Source organism: Pseudomonas sp. GW823-FHT03E05 (assembly GCF_058796855.1).
This window is the reverse complement of sequence record NZ_JBXAJB010000001.1, coordinates 1,056,398-1,076,079: the sequence shown is the minus strand read 5'-3', so window position 1 is coordinate 1,076,079 and position 19,682 is coordinate 1,056,398. Positions and strand designations below refer to the sequence as shown.

Sequence of the window (19,682 nt, the reverse complement as noted above, 5' to 3'; positions counted from 1 at the left end):
GTACAGGGTTTCACCCGTGGCGGTCAGCAGCAGCTGCGCCAGTTCCTGCCAATCGAGGCTGCGGTTCACAGGCGTTCACTCCGAATTCCTCGCTGGGCCAGGGCCGTCAGCAGTTGTTGGAATTTGCCGGCGTCGGCGGGGGCGGCGGCGATGCGCAGGCGCCCTACCCGCCGGCCGCCTACCGCTTCGACACCACCGGCCAGGACCTTGAGCTCCAGCGCCTGCTGGCGGCTCAGTTGCTCCAGCAGCGGCGCCGCGCGCTGGTTGTCGAAAAAGGTCAGTTCGGCCTGGGGCTGGCTGCCGTTGAACGGCAGGTTGTAGCCCGGCAACAGCGCCCTGCCCAGGGCCGACTGCGGGTTGCCCAGCAGTTCGGCCACCGCCCCGCTCTCCATCAGCCGGCCGCCCGCCAGGGACGCGGCGTGGCTGCAAATGGCCTTGACCACTGCCAGCTCGTGGGTGATCAGCACAATGGTCAGCCCCAGCTCGCGGTTGATCTGCGCCAGCAATTGCAGGATCGACGCCGTGGTTTCCGGGTCCAGGGCGCTGGTGGCCTCATCCGACAGCAGGTAACGCGGCCCGGCGGCCAGGGCCCGGGCGATGCCCACCCGCTGCTTCTGGCCACCGGACAGTTGCGAAGGATAGGCCTGGGCCTTGTCGCCAAGACCCACCAGTTCCAGCAGTTCCAGAACCCGCGCGCGGCGCTGGCTTTTGCCCAGGCCGGCAATTTCCAGAGGCACCGCGACGTTGTCCTCAACCGTGCGCGAATGCAGCAGGTTGAAGCCCTGGAAGATCATGCCGATGCCCTGGCGCTGCCGGCGCAGCTCGCTCGCGGACAAGGCGCCAAGGTCCTGGCCGTCCATCAGGATGCGCCCGCTGCTGGGCCGCTCCAGCAGGTTCAGGCAGCGCAACAGGGTCGACTTGCCGGCGCCGCTGCGCCCGAGAATGCCGTACACCGCCCTGTCGGGAACCGTCAGCGAAACCCGATCCAGTGCCGCGGGCTGGCCTTCGCCGTAGACCTTGCAAAGCTGCTGGACCTCGATCATGGCTGGCGGTCCGTGACGGGAATCACCGAGCCCGAGTAGGTGCGGGTAATGAACGCCGCTACTTCCGGCGAGTTGAGGTCCTTGGCCAACTGACGGATGCGCGGGTCATCCTGCAGCTTGGGGGTGGTCACCAGGATGTTGGCGTAGGGATTGTGCTCGGCCTTTTCCAGGCCCAGGGCATCCTTGGCCGGCACCAGCCCGGCCTCCAGGGCGTAGTTGCCATTGATCACCGCCAGGTCCACGTCGTCCAGGGCCCGGGGGATCTGCGGCGATTCGATCTCCAGGATCTTCAGCTGTTTCGGGTTGTCGGCGATGTCCCTGGGGGTCGCCTGATCCCGGGCCGGGTCGGTGAAACCGGGCTTGAGGCGGATCAACTGGTAGCTCTGCAACAGGTACAGCGCGCGGCTGAGGTTGGTGACATTGTTGGGCACCGCGACGCTGGCGCCCTGGGGCAACTGCTCGAAGCGCTGGTGACGCTTGGAATAGATCCCCAGGGGCTCGATGTGCACGCTGGCAGCCACGGCGAAGGGCTGGCCCAGGGCCTGTTCCTGAGACTTGAGGTACGGCAGGTGCTGGAAGTAGTTGGCGTCCACATCGCCGTGGGCCAGCAGTTCGTTGGAGTTCACGCCATTGGGAATCTCGATGATCTTGAGCTGCAATTGCGGGTCGAGTTTTTGTACGTAGGCGAGGATCTCGGCATGGGGCACCGGGTCGGCGGCTACCCGCAACGGCTGCGCCGCAGTGGTCGGCAGGGCCGCCCCCAGGCTAGCCAGCAACGCCAGGGTCAAGACGGTGTTCTTCAGCATGGCAGTGTCCTTGAGCAGCGGATGAAGGTCAGGCACTCAGTGCCTTGGGCACCAGGGCATCGGGGTAGAAACGCCGGGCCACGTCCGGATGCGAACGCAGGCGGCCCTTGAGGTAGTTCCAGCCCACTTCGCGAAACAGCGGGTTGTCGGGGTCGCTGGCCGGGCCCCGGGCTTCGCGCAACAAGGCTTCGGGCAAGGGATACAGCGGCACCCGGGCATCGAGTTGGGCACCGAGGAAAAACGCGATGGACAGCCGCTGGCGATCCGCGGGCGGCGACTGCACCCGGTGCACGGTAGCGCGCAGATAGCCGTGGGTGGCCAGTTCCAGCAGCTCGCCGATGTTCACCACCAGGGTGTTTTCCCGGGGCGGCGCGTCGATCCAGCGGCCCTCCTCCACTTCCACCTGCAGGCCGGCCTGCTGGTCCTGCAGCAGAAAGCTGAGGAACCCGGAATCCTTGTGGGCCCCCACGCCCTGGTTGCTCTGCCCCGGCGCGCGGCCAGGGTAGCGGATCAGCTTGATGTGCTCGTTGGGCCGTTCGCCGTACAGCCCATCGAAGGCCTGTTCCGGCAGTGACAATGCCTGGGCAAAGCCGCGCAACAGGCGCAGGGACATGGCGGTCATTGCCTGCTGCCACTCCAGCAGCACGGGCTTGAACGCCGGCAGTTGCGCCGGCCATTGGTTGGGGCCCTGCAAGCGGGTCCAGGGCGGGCTGTGGGGATCCAGGGGCAAGGCCTGGCGCTCGGCCCCCAGATCGAACTGTTCCCGCAGGTCCGGCTGGCCCCGGGTGATCTCCGAAGCCGCCTGGTTATAGCCGCGAAAGTGCGGCGAGTGGATCATGCCCACGGCCGCCTTGTCGGCCTCGGGCAAGGCAAAGAACGCCCGCGCCTGGTCCTGCACCCGGCGCAGCAGGCCGCTGTCGACTCCGTGCCCGGTCAGGTAGAAGAAACCCACGTCCCGCGCCGCCTGGCGCAAGCCGTCGAGAAAGATCCGACGCTGCTCCGGGTGGCCCTGCAATTGGCTCAGGTCCAGGACCGGCAGCGCGGTGATATCCAGCGAGTGCGGCATGCTTCACTCCCCTGTGAATGGACGATGTCCGCAGGTGCGGCTCAGAGCTTGGCGATGGAGACTTCGGTGGACTTGACGAAGGCGATCACTTCGCTGCCGACCTTGAGTTCCAGGTCGCGCACCGAGCGGGTGGTGATCACCGAAGTGACAATGCCCGAGGCGGTCTGCACGTCGATTTCCGAAACCACCTGGCCTTCGTGGATCTCCTTGATCACGCCCTTGAACTGGTTGCGTACGTTGATCGCTTGAATGGTCATGCTGAAAAGTCCTTTGCTGGCACCGGGCTCAGGAGTTGAGCGGCTGGGGCTAAACATGCGCCTTTGGCAAAAGCCTTAAAAGGAATAAATAATTAGATAGTTATTTCTTTTAAGAATATAAAAGACCCAGCCTCCCGCCCTCGCGCAGCCTTGACCCTGCCCGCCGGCTTTGCTTCCCTGTGCCCTGCACTGATCACTCTCGACAGATACCAGGAGGTAAGCATGCGCACGTTGATGCTGGCAGACACGCAGGTTCCGGTGATTGGCCAGGGCACTTGGCGGATGGGCGAGGACCGCCACCTGCGGGATCAGGAAGTCGCTGCCCTGCGCACCGGCATCGACCTGGGCCTGACCCTGATCGACACCGCGGAGATGTACGGCGAAGGCGGCGCCGAGGAAGTGGTCGGCCAGGCCATTGCCGGGCGTCGCGACCAGGTGTTCCTGGTGAGCAAGGTCTACCCCCACAACGCCAGTCGCAAAGGCCTGCCCCTGGCCTGCGAGCGCAGTCTGAAACGCCTGGGCAGCGACTTCATCGACCTGTACCTGCTGCACTGGCGCGGCCAGTATCCGTTGGCGGAAACCGTGGACGCCCTGGAGCGCCTGCGCGAAGCCGGCAAGATCCGCCGCTGGGGAGTCTCCAACTTCGATGTGGCCGACCTGGACGAACTCGACTCCCCGGCCTGCGCTACCAACCAGGTGCTGTACAACCTGGAGTCCCGGGGTATCGAGTTCGACCTGCTGCCCGCCTGCCAGCAACGGCGGATGCCGCTCATGGCCTATTGCCCGATCGGCCAGGGTGGCGCCTTGCTGGCCGAACCGGTGCTGCTGCAGGTCGCCCAGCGCCATGGGGTCACCGCGGCCCAGGTGGCCCTGGCCTGGCTGCTGCGCCAGGACGGCGTGCTGGTGATTCCCAAGGCGGTGCGCCCGGCACACATCCGTCAGAATGCCCAGGCCGGCCAATTGCAATTGCCCGACGAGGACCTGCAGGCCCTGGATCAGGTGTTTGCTCCGCCACGGCGCAAGCAGCGCCTGGAAATGGTCTAGGCACAACACCGACGCAACGAGCATTTTTCAAACCGCGAAGGCTGCACGATAGTCATTGAAAAATGAACAGACGAGGAAAGTTGCGAGGTTCGACGGATAAGGAAGTGCCTGAACACTGTAAGTGCCACAAACCTACTGTGTACCGGGCGATTTAAGAATTGTCTGATCCCTGCTTGGCATGCCCCCAATTACAGTTGGCGCATGAGATTAAAAAGCTACCTGCATCAGATCAATCCCCTATTTTCCAGTCCTGAAGCAGCCCGCCGGCTGCTTCGTGTCGTGGCGCTGATTTTTCTGATCGGCCTGTTCGGCGCGGTCTACAACTTTCTTCGCTCCAGCCTGCACAACGAACTCTCACAACGACAAAGCTACATGAGCAGCGCCATTGCCGAGGCCCAGGCATTCTTCACCAGCCGCTCGGCCCTGTTGGAAAGCCTGAGCCTGGCAGCGGTCCACGACCCTGGGGAACATATCGGCCCGCCAGGAGCCAGCGGCATTTCCAAAGAACAGTTGTACCTGCAGCTGGGTGAGCCGCAAGGCAACCAGTGGGGGATCTGGCTGACCCTGCGCATGCGCAACTACCTGCAAAACAAGCAACTGAACCTGCTCTACATTCCCGGCACCCGCGACCTGCAGGTGCAACGTCTGTTCAGCTCCCGGCCGCAAAGCGACGACTTGCCCGGTGGGCTGCTGGACAAGCTGGCCACCCTCAAGCCCGAGCAGATCCCTGCCGGCGAAGAACTGTGGCTGATGGACAACTCCGCGGCGGGCGCCCGCCTGTATATCTTCATTCGCCTCGACGAACGCTTCGCCCACTCCGGCTGGCTTGGCCTGGAGATGGACGGCAAGAGCGTCTGCGCCGCCCTCAGCGACCAGAGCGCCGGGGATTTCATGATGTTCAACTCTCAGGGTGGGCTGATCTTCAGCAGCGTGCCCAGCGCCCAACTGAGCGCCGAAGTGCAGCAGATCCAGGGCGGCAGTTTCTTCGGCTTTCTCGGCGGCCGCTGGTGGCCCGATCATCTGGTGATCCGCAAGCAGCTGGGGGCCACCGACTGGCAACTGGTGTACTCCTTCGACCTGCAGAACCTGCTCAAGAGCCTCTGGCCGCAGTTGCTGGCGGCGCTGCTCATCAGCCTGACCGGCATGGCTCTGATCGGCCTGCTGACCCACTGGGTCGAAGTGCGCCTGATCGCCCCCGCCCTGCACCGGATCCAGGCCCTGGTCGAAAGCGAGGCCTTCAGCCGCGACGTGATCCAGATCGCCCCGGTGGCACTCTGTGTATTGCGCCGCAGCGATGGCCGGGTGGTGCTGGAAAACACCCTGTCCCAGCAATGGCTGGGCAACGGCAGCGAACGCGACCAGCTGTGTTCCGGGTGGATCGAGCAGGCCTTCGACCCGGCCCGCCCCAACAGCTCGGACTACTTTGAAACCGCCGACGGGCGCCATCTGTACCTCAGCTCCGCCCCCACTCGCTACAACGGTGAGGACGTGCTGTTCTGCGCCTTCAGCGATATCAGCGCTCGCAAGCAGATCGAGGCGGCGCTGGAAGAAGCCAAGCGCCTGGCCGATACCGCCAATGAAGCCAAGACCCTGTTCCTGGCCACCATGAGCCACGAGATCCGCACGCCACTGTATGGCGTGCTCGGCACCCTGGAGCTGCTGTCGCGGACCCAGCTGGACAACCAGCAGAAGGATTACCTGCAAGCCATAGAAGGCTCTTCCGGTACGCTGCTGCAGTTGATCTGCGACGTGCTCGACGTGTCCAAGATCGAAGCCGGGCAACTGGCCCTGGAGCTCAGCGAATTCTCCTCCCTGGATCTGGTGCACGAGATCATCCAGGGCTACGCGGCGGCCGCCCAGGCCAAGGGCCTGCAGTTCTATGCCTGTGTCGACCCGCAGTTGCCGGAGATCCTGCTCGGCGATGTCACCCGGATCCGCCAGATCCTCAGCAACCTGCTGAACAACGCGGTCAAGTTCACCGATACCGGGCGCATTGTCCTGCGGGTCCGCACCGAAAGCCGCGATGGCGAGCGCAGCAACATCCTCTGGCAGGTTTCCGACACCGGCCGGGGCATTGCCCAGGACGACCAGACACTGATCTTCGAGCCCTTCTACCAGACCGAAGGCAACACCAACGTGATCGCCGGCACCGGCCTGGGCTTGCCGATCTGCCAGCGCCTGACCCAATTGATGAACGGCAATATCCGCATGGTCAGCGAGCTCGGCCTGGGCAGCAGCTTCACCCTGACTCTGCCGCTGGAGGCCTCGGCCGTGCAGGGCGACACCCCGCTGATCAGCCCATTGCTGCCGGAGATGGTCTATGTGGTGTCCCCGGTGCGTGAACTGGCCGAATCGGTGGCGGGCTGGCTGCGCCGCTGGGGTGCCCGGGCCCAGTTCAGCCTGCCGAGCCCATCCGACCGGGCCCGGGGCAACGTACTGATCGAACTACACCCCGGCAGCGTGGAGCAGCGGCTGGAACCCGACTGGCAGGGCCCCCTGGTGCTCGCCAGCGGCGATGGCCATAACGAACCGCGGATCGACGGCGGCAGTTGGCAGATCAACACCAACAACCTGCGGGCGATCCATCAGGCCGTCAGCCAGGCCCAGGGGGTCTGGGTGGCCCAGAGCGAGGATCACTCCGATCACCGCGAGCTGAAAAAGCTCAGCCTGCATGTCCTGGTGGCCGAAGACAACGTGATCAACCAGTTGATCCTCAAGGATCAACTGGAAGAACTGGGGTGCAGCGTGGAGCTGGCCTCGAACGGTGAAGAGGCCCTCTGCATCTGGAAGGCCGGTCGTTTCAACGTTGTGCTGACCGATGTGAACATGCCGAAACTCAACGGTTATGAACTGGCCCAGGAGCTTCGGCGTCAAGGCTGTTCGATCCCCATCATCGGGGCAACGGCCAATGCAATGCGCGGAGAAGAAGAGCTCTGTCTTGCAGCCGGGATGAACCACTGCCTGGTGAAGCCCTTTGCATTAAGAGCGTTGTTCAACTATCTGGCGCCCTATGAAAGAGCCCCCCATGAAGTCCTGTAGCATTTTGATCGTCGAAGATCAGCCGTTTCAGTACATGTACCTGCAACACTTGTTCAACGAGCTGGGGCCCTACCAGCTGGAGGTGGCAAGCAGCGGCAAAGAAGCGCTGGAACGCCTCAAGCAGCGGCACTTCGACCTGGTACTGACAGACCTGCTGATGCCCGGCATGGATGGCGTGCAGTTCATCCAGAGCCTGGCCACCCATCGCGTGCGCCCGGCCCTGGCCATCATGAGTGCGTCATCCCGGCGCATGCTGATGGGCGCCAGCCTGGTGGCCCGCAACCTGGGGCTGAAGGTCATCGGGTTGATTTCCAAACCCGTGAACCTGGCTGCACTGCGTGCACTCACCGCTCAGTTGCCAGGGCTCGCCAATGACAGCAGCCCCCCACAGATCGGGGTCGAATGCAGCCCAGAGACCCTGCGTGAAGCCCTGCGCAACGGGCAGATCCAGGCCTGGTTCCAACCCAAGAAAGCCTTGAACAACGGTCGCATCGTCGCCGCCGAAGCCCTGGTGCGCTGGATCCACCCACAACACGGCATGCTCCTGCCTTGCGACTTCCTGCCGGCACTCACCGTGGCCCGCCTCGAAGAAGAACTGCTGTGGCTGATCCTGGAGCAGGCCCTTGAGGCCCAGGTGCACTGGCGCGAAGACGGCTATGACATCCCCGTGTCCATCAACCTGCCGACCCACCTGCTCAACAGCCCCGACCTGGCCGACCGCCTGTACGACTTCGTGATCCAGCACAACGGTGTGCCGGCCAGGATCTGCTTCGAACTCATGGAGTGTTCGACCCCGGAGCACATCAGCAACTTCTACGCCGGAGCCTGCCGCCTGCGCATCAAGGGCTTCGGCCTGTCCCAGGACGACTTCGGCAAGGGCTACAGCTCCTACATGAACCTGGTATCGACACCCTTCACCGAATTGAAGATCGACCGGGGGCTGGTCCAGGGCTGCCACAACAATGAAGAAATAGCCCAGGCCCTGACCTGCATCATCGCCCTGGGCCGGCAACTGGGCCTGACGGTCGTCGCCGAAGGCGTGGAAAGCGCCCACGAACTGGCTCTGTTGCGCAAGATCGACTGCACCCAGGTGCAGGGCTTCCTGATTTCCCATGCGGTCTCCTCGCAACAGTTTCAGCAACTGCTGGCCCAAGACGGGCCGGCCACGGTGTATTAACCGATGAACCCATTGCCTGCCCACGCAACAGTCACTCATCGCTGACGGTCCTGCCCCAGAGATAGGAATCTCGGCAGGGCCCTTATATGTGTTTGGAAAATCAGTGATGAAAGAAAGCAGCACCTTGCTGCAGAACCTGGCTCGCAGCTTGCCCCGATTGAACACGGGCATACTGTTGGGCCTGGCGCTGCTGCTGTTCGCCACCCTGTACTGGACCCTCGAGCGTCTGTTCGATGAACAGAACAGCAACGTGCGCTTACATTTCGCCCAACTGATGGAGAACATCCAGGAGCAGGAACTGTTTCTCAAACGCCTGGCCGCGCGCCATTCGATCGACGCCCTGAGCCTCGACGCCCCTCATCACCTGACCCTGCAAGCCTTCCCGCCCACCGCAGGCCAGCAATCCCCCTTCGCAACGCCCTTCAGCCTGAGCTTGTACCCCCAGCAGCCAGCGGCCGGCGAGCTGCCCAGGGTGTTCGCCCTGGGGCTACAGCTGTCGAGTTTCTACAGCGCCTTCTGGTCAGGCTCGCAGCATGTCGCTCCGCGAACCTTTGTGTTCAACACCTTCGGCCATTTCGACATCAGCCCCCCCGGGGGAAACACCGCGCCCGACACCAAGGTGGCAGATCAGGTGCTGCACCAGCAGCTCGTGAAGAGCGACGGCTTTGCCGACCACCAGATCCATTGGCAACAGTACAGGCCGCCCGCGTCGGAAGCTCTACCGACCAGGTTCCTGGCGTACATCAACCTGCATGAGCCGGCTCCACCGCTGGATGTCCAGGGAGGCAACGACTGGAGCGTGGTCGCGTCACTGCTGAGCCTGGATGACCTCAATCACCTCGAGCACACCAGGCACTGGTCGATCTACGACGACTTCACCCTCATCGAGCCTTCCGGTACCGCCCTCACCGGCGACCCGGCGCCTGCCGACGTGCTGGGTGAAGGCCTCAACTTCGGCCTACAGGGGATGATCGTCAAGGTGACCAGCCAGACTCCCCAGCTGTGGACCGGGCTCTATGCCATCAGCTACAGGAACTACCTCGACTACGCACTGTGGGCCATGCTGAGCTTGCTGGCCCTCGGGGTAGGCAGCATCGCCTGCGGCTGGGCCGCCAGCCGCTGGTACCGCAACAAGGTGGTGGTCCCGGCGCAACGGGCGCAGCAATGCCTCAATGAAAGCGAAGACTTCAACCGTGTGGTCATCGACACCGTTCCCTCGGGGCTATGCGTGGTGAGCCGCGACAACCTCCAGGTAATCCTGCAGAACCGTCAGGCCGAGCAATGGCAAGGCACGGCGCAACTGCTGTCTCGGCTGGCCCAGGACCGCAGCCTGATCGACAGCGGCGAAACCAGCCTCGACATCGACGGGCGCTACCTGCAGGTAGAGTTCGTCTCGACCCGCTACCAACGCCAGGATGTGCTGGTGTGTACCTTCAACGATGTCACCCGGCATGTGGAAGATGCCAAGGCGCTGGACCGGGCCAGGCGCTCGGCGGACGCCGCCAATGCCGCCAAGACCCTGTTCCTGGCCACCATGAGCCATGAAATCCGCACCCCGCTGTACGGCGTGCTCGGCACCCTGGAACTGCTCGGCCTGACCCGCCTGGACAGCCGCCAGAGCGACTACCTGCAGACCATCCAGCGCTCCTCCAGCACCCTGTTCCAGTTGATCAGCGATGTGCTCGACGTCTCCAGGATCGAGGCCGGGCAAATGAGCATCGATCCGCTGGAGTTCTGCCCGCTGGACATGCTGGAGGATGTCTTGCACGCTCACGCTGCCTCTGCCCAGCGGCGCGGCCTGCTGTTCTATGCCTGCATCGACCCCAACCTGCCGGATCTGCTGCTGGGGGACGCCGCGCGAATCAGCCAGATTCTCAACAACCTGCTGAGCAATGCGATCAAGTTCACCGAAAGCGGCCGGGTGGTGTTGCGGGTCCGGTTGCTGGAGTTGCGCGACCAGCAAGCCCGTATCGAATGGCAAGTCACCGATACCGGGATCGGCATTTCAGCCCAGCAACAACCCCAGCTGTTCGTCCCCTTCTTCCAGGTACGCGACGCCTCCAACGAAGCCGGGGCCGGCCTCGGGCTGGCGATCTGCGAGCGCCTGTGCCAGATGATGGGTGGGCAGATGCAGGTGACCAGCGAGCCGGGGCTAGGCAGTAGTTTCTCTTTGCGCCTGACGCTGCGCTGCCTGCCAGGAGGGCTGCCGCCATTGCTGCCATGGCCCGAAGGTTCGCCAGTGTATGTCCGGGCTCCGGTGCCGGAGCTGCTGAAAAACACCTGTGACTGGCTCGGCCGCCTGGGAGTCCCGGCCCATCCGGCCCCCCCTGGCTGGAGCGACGAGCCGCAGACTGGCGTGCTCATCGACATGCTGCCCCGGGATGGCCTGGCCTCCTGGCCTGGCCCATGCGTCAGTGCCGTCTCCGGGGGCGGTAGTGGCCGCCTGCCGCAGGCCACCTCCTGGCAGGTCGACGCCCACGATATTCGCGCCATCGCCCAGGCCGCGGTGCTGGCCCACCAGGGCCTGCCCCTGTGCCAGGCACAGCACAGAGCCGGCCGCATGGGCCAACTGAACCTGCGCATCCTGGTGGCCAAACATAGCCCGATCAACCAGGCAATCATCAAGGAACAACTGCAGGCCCTGGGCTGCCAGGTGACCCTGTCGGCCAATGGCAAGCAGGCCCTGGAACACTGGCAGCCACAGCGCTTCGACATCGTGATCACCGACGTCAATATGCCACTCATGAACGGCTACGAGTTGGCCCGGGAGCTGCGTCGCCGCGACCCGCAACTGCCGATCATCGGTGTCACCGCCAATGCATTGCGCGAGGAAGGCATCCGCTGCCTCGCCGCCGGCATGAACACCTGGATAGTCAAACCCATGAACCTGCAGACCCTGCGGGGGCATCTGTCGAAGTTGTGCCCCACCAGCAACGCGACCGCAGCGCCCAGCATTCCGCCGGCCGCACCGTCCCCGCCTCCCCCCGACACAGCGCAAGGCGACCGGATTCAAGTCACCGAGAAAATGCGCCCGCTGTTTCTCAGTACCATGCACGAGGATCTGCGGCGGCTGGCGGAGGCGCTGGACAGCGGCGCCGGCAAGATCGCCGCCGCACGACTGCACAGCATCGCCGGCGCCATGGGGGCGGTGCAGGCAGCCCCACTGGCCAAGGCGTGCGCCGAACTGGAGTGCCGATTGCTGGACGGTGCTCTGACTGCGGATTTGCAAGCCCAGGCCAGGCAACTGATGCAACGCTTGTCCAGACTCCTGTTGCCCCTTGAATAATGGCCTGCTGGGTTTAATGTACCGACGGTCCCTAGCTCCTTTACTAAATTGCGTATTGCACGGGTGTGTTTGCCATGGAAAAACTGAAAGTAGTCATCGCTGACGATCACCCTATCGTGTTGCTCGGTGTGCGTGAGCTGATGGAGCGTGATGAGCGCTTCGAGATCGTCGGCGAAACCCTGTCTTCCCAAGGCCTGATCCAGAAGCTGGAAAGCTGCCAGGTGGATGTGGTCATCACCGACTACAACATGCCCGGGGACTCGCCCTACGGTGATGGCCTGAAGCTGGTGGAATACCTCAAGCGCAACTTCCCGCACGTGCAGATCCTGATCCTGACCATGATTTCCAATCAGTTGATCCTCACCCGCCTGCGGGAGCTGGGTGTGGTCGGGGTGATCCAGAAGAGCCAGTTGCACGAGGAAATCCAGGTCGCCCTCAAGGCCATTGCCCAGAAAGCCGTGTATCGCAGCCTGGAGCCGGCCCCCAATTCGGTGCTGGAATCCAATGTCGCCATCGACGAGCGCATCTCCACCCTGTCGCCCAAGGAATTCGAGATTCTGCGCCTGTTCGTTTCCGGCAAGAGTGTCAGCGAGATCGCCCGCAGCCAGAACCGCAGCGCCAAGACCATCAGCGCGCAGAAGATCTCCGCCATGCGTAAACTGGAGGTGCAGAGCGACCAGGACCTCCTGACCTACTGCATTGGCCGCAATATATTCAACTGATTCCCAGCCCAAGGAACTGCCTGAAAATGGATTTGATTTCACCCGAAGCCGCCGACCTGCTGGAGCTGCAACGCTTGCAAGGGGCCTGGGAACAGATCGCGATGGAAGACAGCGGCGTGCTCAACCCACCGGACGAACACAGCGCCCCCGGCGCCCTGACCTTTATCGAAGGGCAGGATTTTCGCGTGGTGACCCCGGCCGGTGAACTGCTGCTGGCCGGCACCTTTACCCTCGACAGCAGCACCCATCCCAAGTCGATCACCTGGACTGACTCCATGGGCGCAGACGCCGGCCAGGCGCTGCCGGCCAGCTACCAGCTGAGCGACGATGAGTTCGTATTCATCGCCGCCGATGCCGGCCAACCCCGGCCAAGCCATTTCCGCACGGGCCCGGGCCAGACCCTGCGCCGCTTTGTCCGCGCTCGCCAGGCCTGAACCGGCACACCCCTCCTGCCCGGCCTAGCCGCCAGCCGGCGGCGCGTCCAGGGCCCACCAGCTCGGCAGCAGCTGGCGGACCCTGGGTTCGGCAAAGCGATCATCGATCAGCACCAGCACCCCACGGTCGGACTGGCCACGGATCACCCGCCCTGCCGCCTGCACCACTTTCTGCAGGCCCGGGTACAGGTAGGTGTAGTCATAGCCGGAGCCGAACAGCGCCGCCATGCGCTGCTTCATCTGCTCGTTCAGCGGGTTGAGCTGGGGCAGGCCGAGAGTGGCGACAAAGGCCCCGATGAGTTTCGACCCCGGCAGGTCGATGCCCTCGCCGAAAGCACCGCCGAGTACGGCGAAACCGATACCCTGCCCCTCTGGGCGAAACTGCTGGAGAAAGTCCTGCCGCGAAGCCTCGTCCATGCCTCGGGACTGGCACCAGAGCGCAATGTCCGGGTGCTCGCGCGCCAGTAACCCGGCCACCTGTTGCAGGTAGTCGAAGCTGCTGAAGAACGCCAGGTAGTTGCCCGGACGCGCCGCGAACTGCCGGGCCATCAGCTCGACAATCGGCGCCAGGGAGGCCTGCCGGTGGGCATAGCGGGTAGAAATGCGGCTGACAATCTGCACCTCCAGCTGCCCGGCGTCGAACGGCGATTCCACATCCAGCCACACGGTGTTGTCCGGCAGCCCCAGCAGGTCAGCGTAGTAACCTCGGGGATTGAGGGTGGCGGAGAACAGCACCGTGCTGCGAGCCGCCGCCAACCGTGGCCCCAGCAGCGCCGCCGGCACCACATTGCGCAGGCTCAGGCGCGACAGGCTGCGCTTGGCGCCCAGGGCGCGCTTGCTGATGTCGAAGATGAACTGCTGCTCATCGAACAGCTCCGCCACCCGGGCAAACTGCAGCAGTTCGAAATACAGGCCCTGCAAACCGCTGTCCAGGCCCCGGGGCTGTTCGTTGAAATAGTCCCCCAGGGCCGCTACGCACAGGGCCAGGGCCTTGAGCAGCGCGGCAGGTAGCTGGGCATAGGCCTGATACTCGGCCACCTGCTCCTTGTGCAAGGCATTCCACTCGCGATTGAGCCGCTGCAACGGGCTCTTCAAGGCCTGGGGCGCGCTGCTGCGCACGCTCGCCAATTGCTGCTGGTCCAGGCTCGCGCTGTACATGCCACGCCCGCGCTCCACCAGGTTGTGGGCCTCGTCCACCAGCACCGCCACCTGCCACTGGTTGGCCTGGGCCAGGCCGAAGAGCAAGGCGCTGAAGTCGAAGTAGTAGTTGTAGTCGGCCACCACCAGGTCACTCCAGCGAGCCATTTCCTGGCTCAGGTAGTAGGGGCAGACCTGATGCTCCAGGGCCACCTCGCGCAGCGCCTGACGATCCAGCAATGGCACCTGGCTGGCGGCCTGGCGTGCCGCCGGCAGGCGGTCGTAAAAGCCCTTGGCCAGCGGGCAGGACTCACCGTGACAGGCCTTGTCCAGGTGTTCGCAGGCCTTGTCCCGGGCCACCAGCTCCAGCACCCGCAACGCCAGCCCCGGCACCCCGGAGAACAGCACCCGGGCGGCATCCAGGGCCAGTTGCCGGCCCGGGGTCTTGGCGGTGAGAAACAGCAGTGTGTCCAGCTGCTGCGCAGCCATGGCCTTGAGCATGGGAAAGATCGTGCCCAGGGTCTTGCCGATGCCGGTGGGGGCCTGGGCCAGCAGGCAGCGCCCGGTGCTCACCGCCTTGTACACCGACTCGGCGAGCGGGCGCTGGCCGCGACGAAACTCGGCGTGGGGAAAGCGCAGGTCGCGGGTGGCCTGGTCCCGGGTCGCGCGATGGTGCATTTGCTGTTGCGCCCAGTGCAGGAACAGCGCGCACTGGCGATTGAAGAACTCTTCCAGCGCCTCGGCGCTGTGCTCTTGCACCAGCGCGGTTTCGCCTTCGCTGAGCACATCGAAATACACCAGCGAGACACGGATGCTCGGCAGTTGCAGGCTCTGGCACAGCAGCCAGCCATAGACCTTGGCCTGGGCCCAGTGCAATTGACGATGGTTGTCGGGCATGCGCTCAAGGTCGCCACGGTAGGTCTTGATCTCCTCCAGCAGGTTCTGCGCCGGGTCGTAGCCGTCCGCCCTGCCCTTGACCAAGAGCTCGGCGTATCGCCCCTCCAGGGCCACTTCACTCTGGTAGCCGGGGTTGCGTCGCGAAGCCACGGTACGGTGCCCGGCAATGCCCTCCAGCGCCGTGGGCGATGGGGTGAAGCGCAGGTCCAGATCGCCGGCCTTGGCGCTGAATTCGCACAGGGCGCGCACCGCGACGCGATAACTCACGCGCTGGGGTCCTGCCACTGCACGTAGCACACCGCCACCGGCATCCGGTGTTCCTGGCAGAAATCCAGCCAGCGCAGCTGGTTGTCCTGCAAGCGATCCCCCGGGCCCTTGACCTCGATCATCCGGTAGCGCTTCTGCTCGGGCCAGAACTGGATCAGATCCGGCATGCCGGCGCGGTTGGCCTTGATGTCCAGCAGCAGGCGCTGGAACCAGTGTTTCAGGTGCTCGGCGGGCAGGCAGTCGAGGGCCTGGTCGAGCAACTCTTCGCTCAGCGCACCCCAGAACACGAAGGGCGACTGCAACCCCCACTTGGCCACGAAGCGCTGGCGGATGCTCTGCCGGTAACGGCCATCGTCGAGTTCTGCCAGGCAGGCCTGGAACAGTTCGCTGCGCCGCTGATGGAAGTCTTCGCTGAACAGGTCCACCGGCCCACGCTGGAACGGGTGGAAAAACGCACCGGGCAAGGGGGCAAAGATCGCCGGCCAGCACAACAGGCCGAACAACGAATTGATCAGGCTGTTCTCCACGTAGTGCACCGGCGCCTGGGGCTGGTGCAGATGGGCCTGGACATGCAGTTCCACCGCCAGGCCGTCGGCGTCACGCGCCAGGCACAGGTCCAGGCGCTGCACCTCGCGGTTGGCCGCCCGGGGCGCCGGCGGCCCGCCCAGCTTGCGCCGCAGCCGGGGCATGATCCGCAGCAGATGCTGGGCCTCGGCGGCGCTCTCGGGCGCGGCAGCGGCCTGCTCGGCCAGCGCCAGGGCGGCCTGGTATTCGGCGCTGCGCTCCAGCACCCGGATCAATCGCGATCGCGCGCCCGGGTAGGCGCACTCCTGGTAGATCTGCCGGGCCAGCGCCCACTGCGCCAGGCGCTCGCACTGCTGGCCGAGCTGAAACAGCAGCTTGGCCCGGCGTTTTTCCAGCCAGGGGTTGAGGGTCTGGAAGCGGGCAATGTGCGCCAGCACCTCGGGCAATTCGGCGCCGGCCTCGAACGCTTCCTGGCACTCATGCAGATAGAGGAAGCCGTCCACGTCTTCGCGGCTGCGCAGGCCACGGGCATCGGCACTGATCTCGACCTTCTCGTAGCTGTAGATGCCCAGGTCCGCGAGGACGAATTCCGACCAGTCCTGATACAGGTTGCCAAAGAACATCAGGCGCAGGCGATCGCACAGCGGCATCAGCGTCAGGCTCAGGAGCCGGTCTGGCAGCGCCGGGCACCACTGGGCGAATGCCTGGGGCGCCAGGCCCTGCTGGGTTAGCTCTTCCAGCCACTGGTCTTTCCTGGCCTTGGCCGCAAGCCCGTTGAAGCACTGCAGGATCTCGGCCTTTTGCAGCAGGCCGAACAGTTCCTCCAGGCAGAGCGGCGCCTGCTCATCGACCCAGCCCAGCGCCAGCAACGGCTCCAGGGCCGCGGCGCTGTCGCCGATCTCCGGGTAGCTGAGCTTGCTCAGGCGAAAGTGCCGGCCCTTGCGCATCACCATGCGCACCAGCAAGGCCTGGGAAGGCTCGGCCAGTTGCGCGAAATCAAGGATGAAGCGCTGTTCATCGGCGCTCAGCACATCGGCATAGCGCAGCTGCAGCCAGTTCAATACCTGGCGGAAGTTGTGCAGGTAATAGAGGGGGTTTTCGAGGGGATTGGAAGTCACTGAACGCAAGCGCCACGGCTGATCGGATACTGGTTATGCATACAGATAACAGCCGGCGACCGGGTCTGGCAAACACTATTGGATAAATGGCACAGCGAAGTTTTTTACAATTCCCTGGCGAACTTTCGTCGTCTTCACTACACCAAGGGCCCATGGCTATAGTGTCCGGCGCCAATGCGCGTGCGCATCATTGATGAGAGGTCTGTATGAAAGTGAAGAACCTGGGATTGTTTCTGGCCGCTTGCGGCGCCATGGCCTTGGCCGGTTGCGCCTCGCCCACTGTGGTGACCCTGCAGAACGGCACCCAATACCTGACCCGGGACCAGCCCAAGACCAAGACCGCCGACGGCTTCTATGAATTCCAGGACATTTCCGGCAAGACCATCCGGGTCAAGGCGGACGATGTGGCCACCGTCCGCCAGGAAAAATGATCCGCTGCGGTTGAAGTCAGTGCGACCAGGGAAAGGGCCCCTGCCCTGGCTCGCAGAAAATCCCCAGGGGCTTGCCGCGCCTGGACAATTCGTTACGCACCTGCTGGCAACGCTCGCGCTCCCGGGCCTCGGCGTTGTCGATGCTGATGTTGCCGGTGGTATCCGGCCTCTTGTCGTCCCCCAGACGGACCTGGGCCCAGGGTTGTTCGGGTTGCACATGGAAGCGGCTCGGGGCCGGCTCCTCCTTCACTTCAGGCGCCGGCTGGCCGGCCGGCAACTGGTCCGGGGTCACCCCATAGCGCTTCAAAATCGAGCTGTGAGGCAATTCCTCGGCGGATGCCATGACCACCCACAGGGCCAGCACCACACCGCTCGCATACCTCTTGCTGTTACTCACCGTCAAAACTCTCCTGTCATTGCCGTAGCGTGAATGCCTGCCTGTACTAACGAGCTGACACGTTTCAGCTTTACCGTTATTGGAGTCGCAAATCGACTGGCAGGTCACTTCCCCCCGGCAATGAACGGTGCGAGGCCCATTGCAGGCCTCGCGCCGCGCCGGCATCAGGCGAGAACGATGCCGGAACCGTTGAGGTGCTCCAGACTGACCCCCACCAGGGTCACCGAGTCCTGGCCGAAGGTCAGCACCGTGTCGTTACCACTGCTGCTGGCATGAGCCCGATAGTCCTGGTCCGGCAGCACGCCGCTCACCCCCATGAACACCAGCTTGTCGCCACCCTGGTAGCCGAGGATGCGGTCCTGGCCGAAATGCCCGGTGAACAGAAAGGTATTGTTGCCGCCTCCGGCTTCCATCAGGTCGTTGCCGGCACCGCCAACGAACACGTCGTTGCCCTGGCCGCCGATCAAGTGGTCGTTGCCGTCCAGGCCGAACAGCCAGTCGCCGCCGGCATGGGCCTTGAGCACGTTGTCGCCCGCATCGCCCCTGACCGACGAGGCGTACTGGGTAAGCTGCCCGCCGGCCTTGAGGCCCTGGTCGGTGACCTGGTGGATCACATCGTCCTTGAACAGGCCCCAGAGAAAGCCCGGCTCCTTGCTCTGGATCGCGCCAATGTCGCGGGTCATGCTGATACCGCCATTGGCGTCACGCAGGTACAGGGTCCCGGCGCCGTCGCTGGCAAAGCTGTAGTTCTTGACCGACTGCTGCAGGTCCAGGGTGTTGCTGCCCTGGCCGCCGAGGATGATGTTGTAGCCGCCGCTGTCGCGGAACGTATCGTTGCCGGCCCGGCCTTCCAGGTAGTCGTTGCCGCTGCCGCCCTGGATCAGGTCGTTGCCGTCGCTGCCGATGATGAAGGTGCTGCCCTTGTGGGTCTCGGCATTGCGGTTGAGGTCCTGGACCCAGGTACTGGCCCGGGCCGGGTCCGACAGATTGGCTACCACGATGGTGGAGTCCTTGCTGGTGAAGTCGTAGAACTTCGACTCCAGCACCCGGGTCAGGCCGTCGCCGTAGCCGGTGGGCAGGTGGGAGAGCCAGGTGGGAATGTTGAGGATCGAGAACGGCAGCACATTCCACAGGGTCGAGGCGTAATGGTCGTTGAAGTTGACGATGTTGTTGGTCGCCGAGTCCTGGTGGGCGTCATGCACCCCGAGGGACGACAGGTTGAAGGTTGAGCCGTCCAGGGCGCGGAACACCGGGTCGTTCTCGTAGCCGATGTTCAGCACCTTGTCGCTGGCGCTCTGGGTCGGCGAGGCGTAGGCGATGTAGTTGGAGTCCTTGTAGAACCCCGACCAGCGTTCGCTGCTCAGGTCCGCCAGGCTGTTGACCCCCAGCCCGCCCAGGCTGTGGCCGCTGACCAGGACATCCTTGCCCGACAGGCCATTGGCCTGGGCGAAGGCCGCGACATCTCCCAGCAGCTTGCCGAATGCCTCGCCGGCATAGTTCTTCGCATAGTCCTTGGGGCCCAGGGCCGCCAGCAGGTCGTTGATCACATCACCGATGGTGTCACTGATCACCGATTCCCGTGGCCCGCTGGTGCCGCGAAAGGCAATGCCGATGGACTCCAGGTGGCCCTGGGCATCGTACTTGCCGAGGATTTCCACCTGGGCCGTGCCGTAGCCGGCCTTCTCGCCAAAGAAGGTTCCCCGGCCATCGACCTTGCCGTCGTAGCCCAGTTGCTGGGCGCTGATGGTGGACCAGCCGGCCTGGTGCAGGGCATCCAGCGCGGCCTTCTCGGAGTCGGGGTTCCAGGGAATGCCGGGGATTACCCCCTGGGAATTGCCGCTGCCGATCAGCGCCGTGACCAGGGTCGCCGGCAGGCCCAGGCCGAAGCCGTTGTGCTGGTAGCCCTCGGCAAAGCCGTTGTCGATGTTGTGGTAGGAGTACAGGGTGATCGCCAGCGCATCGGAAAACAGCGCCTTGGAGTCACTTGCAGTGAAGTTCTTGTAGTCAAACACACCCATGGTATTGCCTCTTCTGTT

The 19,682-nt window shown here is 64.2% G+C and carries 15 protein-coding genes; 7 read left to right on the top strand and 8 right to left on the bottom strand.

What is annotated here, in order from left to right; all coding sequences use genetic code 11:
- Positions 1 to 65 precede the first annotated feature (65 nt).
- From AC1RCO_RS04800 to AC1RCO_RS04785, 4 genes are read right to left on the bottom strand one after another with little or no spacing between them, the layout of a single operon-like run.
- Positions 66 to 1,043: a methionine ABC transporter ATP-binding protein gene (locus tag AC1RCO_RS04800; RefSeq protein WP_492617448.1), complete on the bottom strand. Its 978-nt coding sequence runs from the start codon at positions 1,041 to 1,043 to the stop codon at positions 66 to 68.
- Positions 1,040 to 1,849, bottom strand: coding sequence for a MetQ/NlpA family ABC transporter substrate-binding protein (locus AC1RCO_RS04795; protein ID WP_011061474.1), 810 nt, complete (start codon positions 1,847 to 1,849; stop codon positions 1,040 to 1,042). Before AC1RCO_RS04795 ends, AC1RCO_RS04800 begins: the two co-directional genes overlap by 4 nt.
- 28 nt (positions 1,850 to 1,877) lie before the next feature.
- Positions 1,878 to 2,915 carry an isopenicillin N synthase family dioxygenase gene (locus AC1RCO_RS04790; protein WP_065364140.1) on the bottom strand — a complete coding sequence of 346 codons (1,038 nt, stop codon included), beginning with the start codon at positions 2,913 to 2,915 and terminating at the stop codon, positions 1,878 to 1,880.
- A 41-nt stretch (positions 2,916 to 2,956) separates the two neighbouring features.
- Positions 2,957 to 3,172, bottom strand: coding sequence for a TOBE domain-containing protein (locus AC1RCO_RS04785; protein WP_011061476.1), 216 nt, complete (start codon positions 3,170 to 3,172; stop codon positions 2,957 to 2,959).
- A 222-nt stretch (positions 3,173 to 3,394) separates the two neighbouring features.
- On the opposite strand from AC1RCO_RS04785, the gene AC1RCO_RS04780 reads away from it, so the two are divergent.
- The 6 genes from AC1RCO_RS04780 (at position 3,395) to AC1RCO_RS04755 (ending at position 12,874) form a co-directional block, all read left to right on the top strand.
- Entirely contained in the window at positions 3,395 to 4,216 is an 822-nt protein-coding gene (locus AC1RCO_RS04780; protein ID WP_011061477.1) for an aldo/keto reductase, read from the top strand.
- A 201-nt stretch (positions 4,217 to 4,417) separates the two neighbouring features.
- Complete coding sequence (locus AC1RCO_RS04775) at positions 4,418 to 7,255, top strand: ATP-binding protein (RefSeq protein WP_492617447.1); 2,838 nt, start codon at positions 4,418 to 4,420, stop codon at positions 7,253 to 7,255.
- A complete protein-coding gene (pvrR, locus tag AC1RCO_RS04770; protein ID WP_404672648.1) occupies positions 7,242 to 8,432 on the top strand; it encodes a response regulator cyclic di-GMP phosphodiesterase PvrR in 1,191 nt (396 codons plus the stop codon). Before AC1RCO_RS04775 ends, pvrR begins: the two co-directional genes overlap by 14 nt.
- A gap of 106 nt (positions 8,433 to 8,538) precedes the next feature.
- Positions 8,539 to 11,718: a hybrid sensor histidine kinase/response regulator gene (locus AC1RCO_RS04765; protein ID WP_492617446.1), complete on the top strand. Its 3,180-nt coding sequence runs from the start codon at positions 8,539 to 8,541 to the stop codon at positions 11,716 to 11,718.
- 74 nt (positions 11,719 to 11,792) lie between these two features.
- The gene (locus tag AC1RCO_RS04760) at positions 11,793 to 12,440 is read left to right on the top strand and encodes a response regulator (protein ID WP_065364724.1); all 648 of its coding nucleotides are present in this window, start codon (positions 11,793 to 11,795) and stop codon (positions 12,438 to 12,440) included.
- A gap of 26 nt (positions 12,441 to 12,466) precedes the next feature.
- On the top strand, positions 12,467 to 12,874 hold the full coding sequence (locus tag AC1RCO_RS04755; protein ID WP_015635749.1) for a TIGR03067 domain-containing protein: 408 nt from the start codon (positions 12,467 to 12,469) through the stop codon (positions 12,872 to 12,874).
- A 24-nt stretch (positions 12,875 to 12,898) separates the two neighbouring features.
- Here AC1RCO_RS04755 and AC1RCO_RS04750 read toward each other — a convergent pair whose 3' ends face one another.
- Positions 12,899 to 15,175: an ATP-dependent DNA helicase gene (locus tag AC1RCO_RS04750; RefSeq protein WP_492617445.1), complete on the bottom strand. Its 2,277-nt coding sequence runs from the start codon at positions 15,173 to 15,175 to the stop codon at positions 12,899 to 12,901.
- Positions 15,172 to 16,818 carry a VRR-NUC domain-containing protein gene (locus AC1RCO_RS04745; RefSeq protein ID WP_123430754.1) on the bottom strand — a complete coding sequence of 549 codons (1,647 nt, stop codon included), beginning with the start codon at positions 16,816 to 16,818 and terminating at the stop codon, positions 15,172 to 15,174. Before AC1RCO_RS04745 ends, AC1RCO_RS04750 begins: the two co-directional genes overlap by 4 nt.
- Positions 16,819 to 17,024: 206 nt before the next feature.
- Between AC1RCO_RS04745 and AC1RCO_RS04740 the strand changes: the two genes are divergently transcribed.
- The gene (locus AC1RCO_RS04740; protein WP_011061484.1) at positions 17,025 to 17,249 is read left to right on the top strand and encodes a YgdI/YgdR family lipoprotein; all 225 of its coding nucleotides are present in this window, start codon (positions 17,025 to 17,027) and stop codon (positions 17,247 to 17,249) included.
- A 16-nt stretch (positions 17,250 to 17,265) separates the two neighbouring features.
- Here the strand turns inward: AC1RCO_RS04740 and AC1RCO_RS04735 are convergent, their stop codons facing one another.
- Both AC1RCO_RS04735 and pueA read right to left on the bottom strand, forming a co-directional pair.
- Positions 17,266 to 17,646, bottom strand: coding sequence for a hypothetical protein (locus AC1RCO_RS04735; protein ID WP_041118378.1), 381 nt, complete (start codon positions 17,644 to 17,646; stop codon positions 17,266 to 17,268).
- Between the two features lie 164 nt (positions 17,647 to 17,810).
- Entirely contained in the window at positions 17,811 to 19,664 is a 1,854-nt protein-coding gene (pueA, locus tag AC1RCO_RS04730) for a polyurethane esterase A (protein WP_065364145.1), read from the bottom strand.
- Positions 19,665 to 19,682 lie beyond the last annotated feature (18 nt).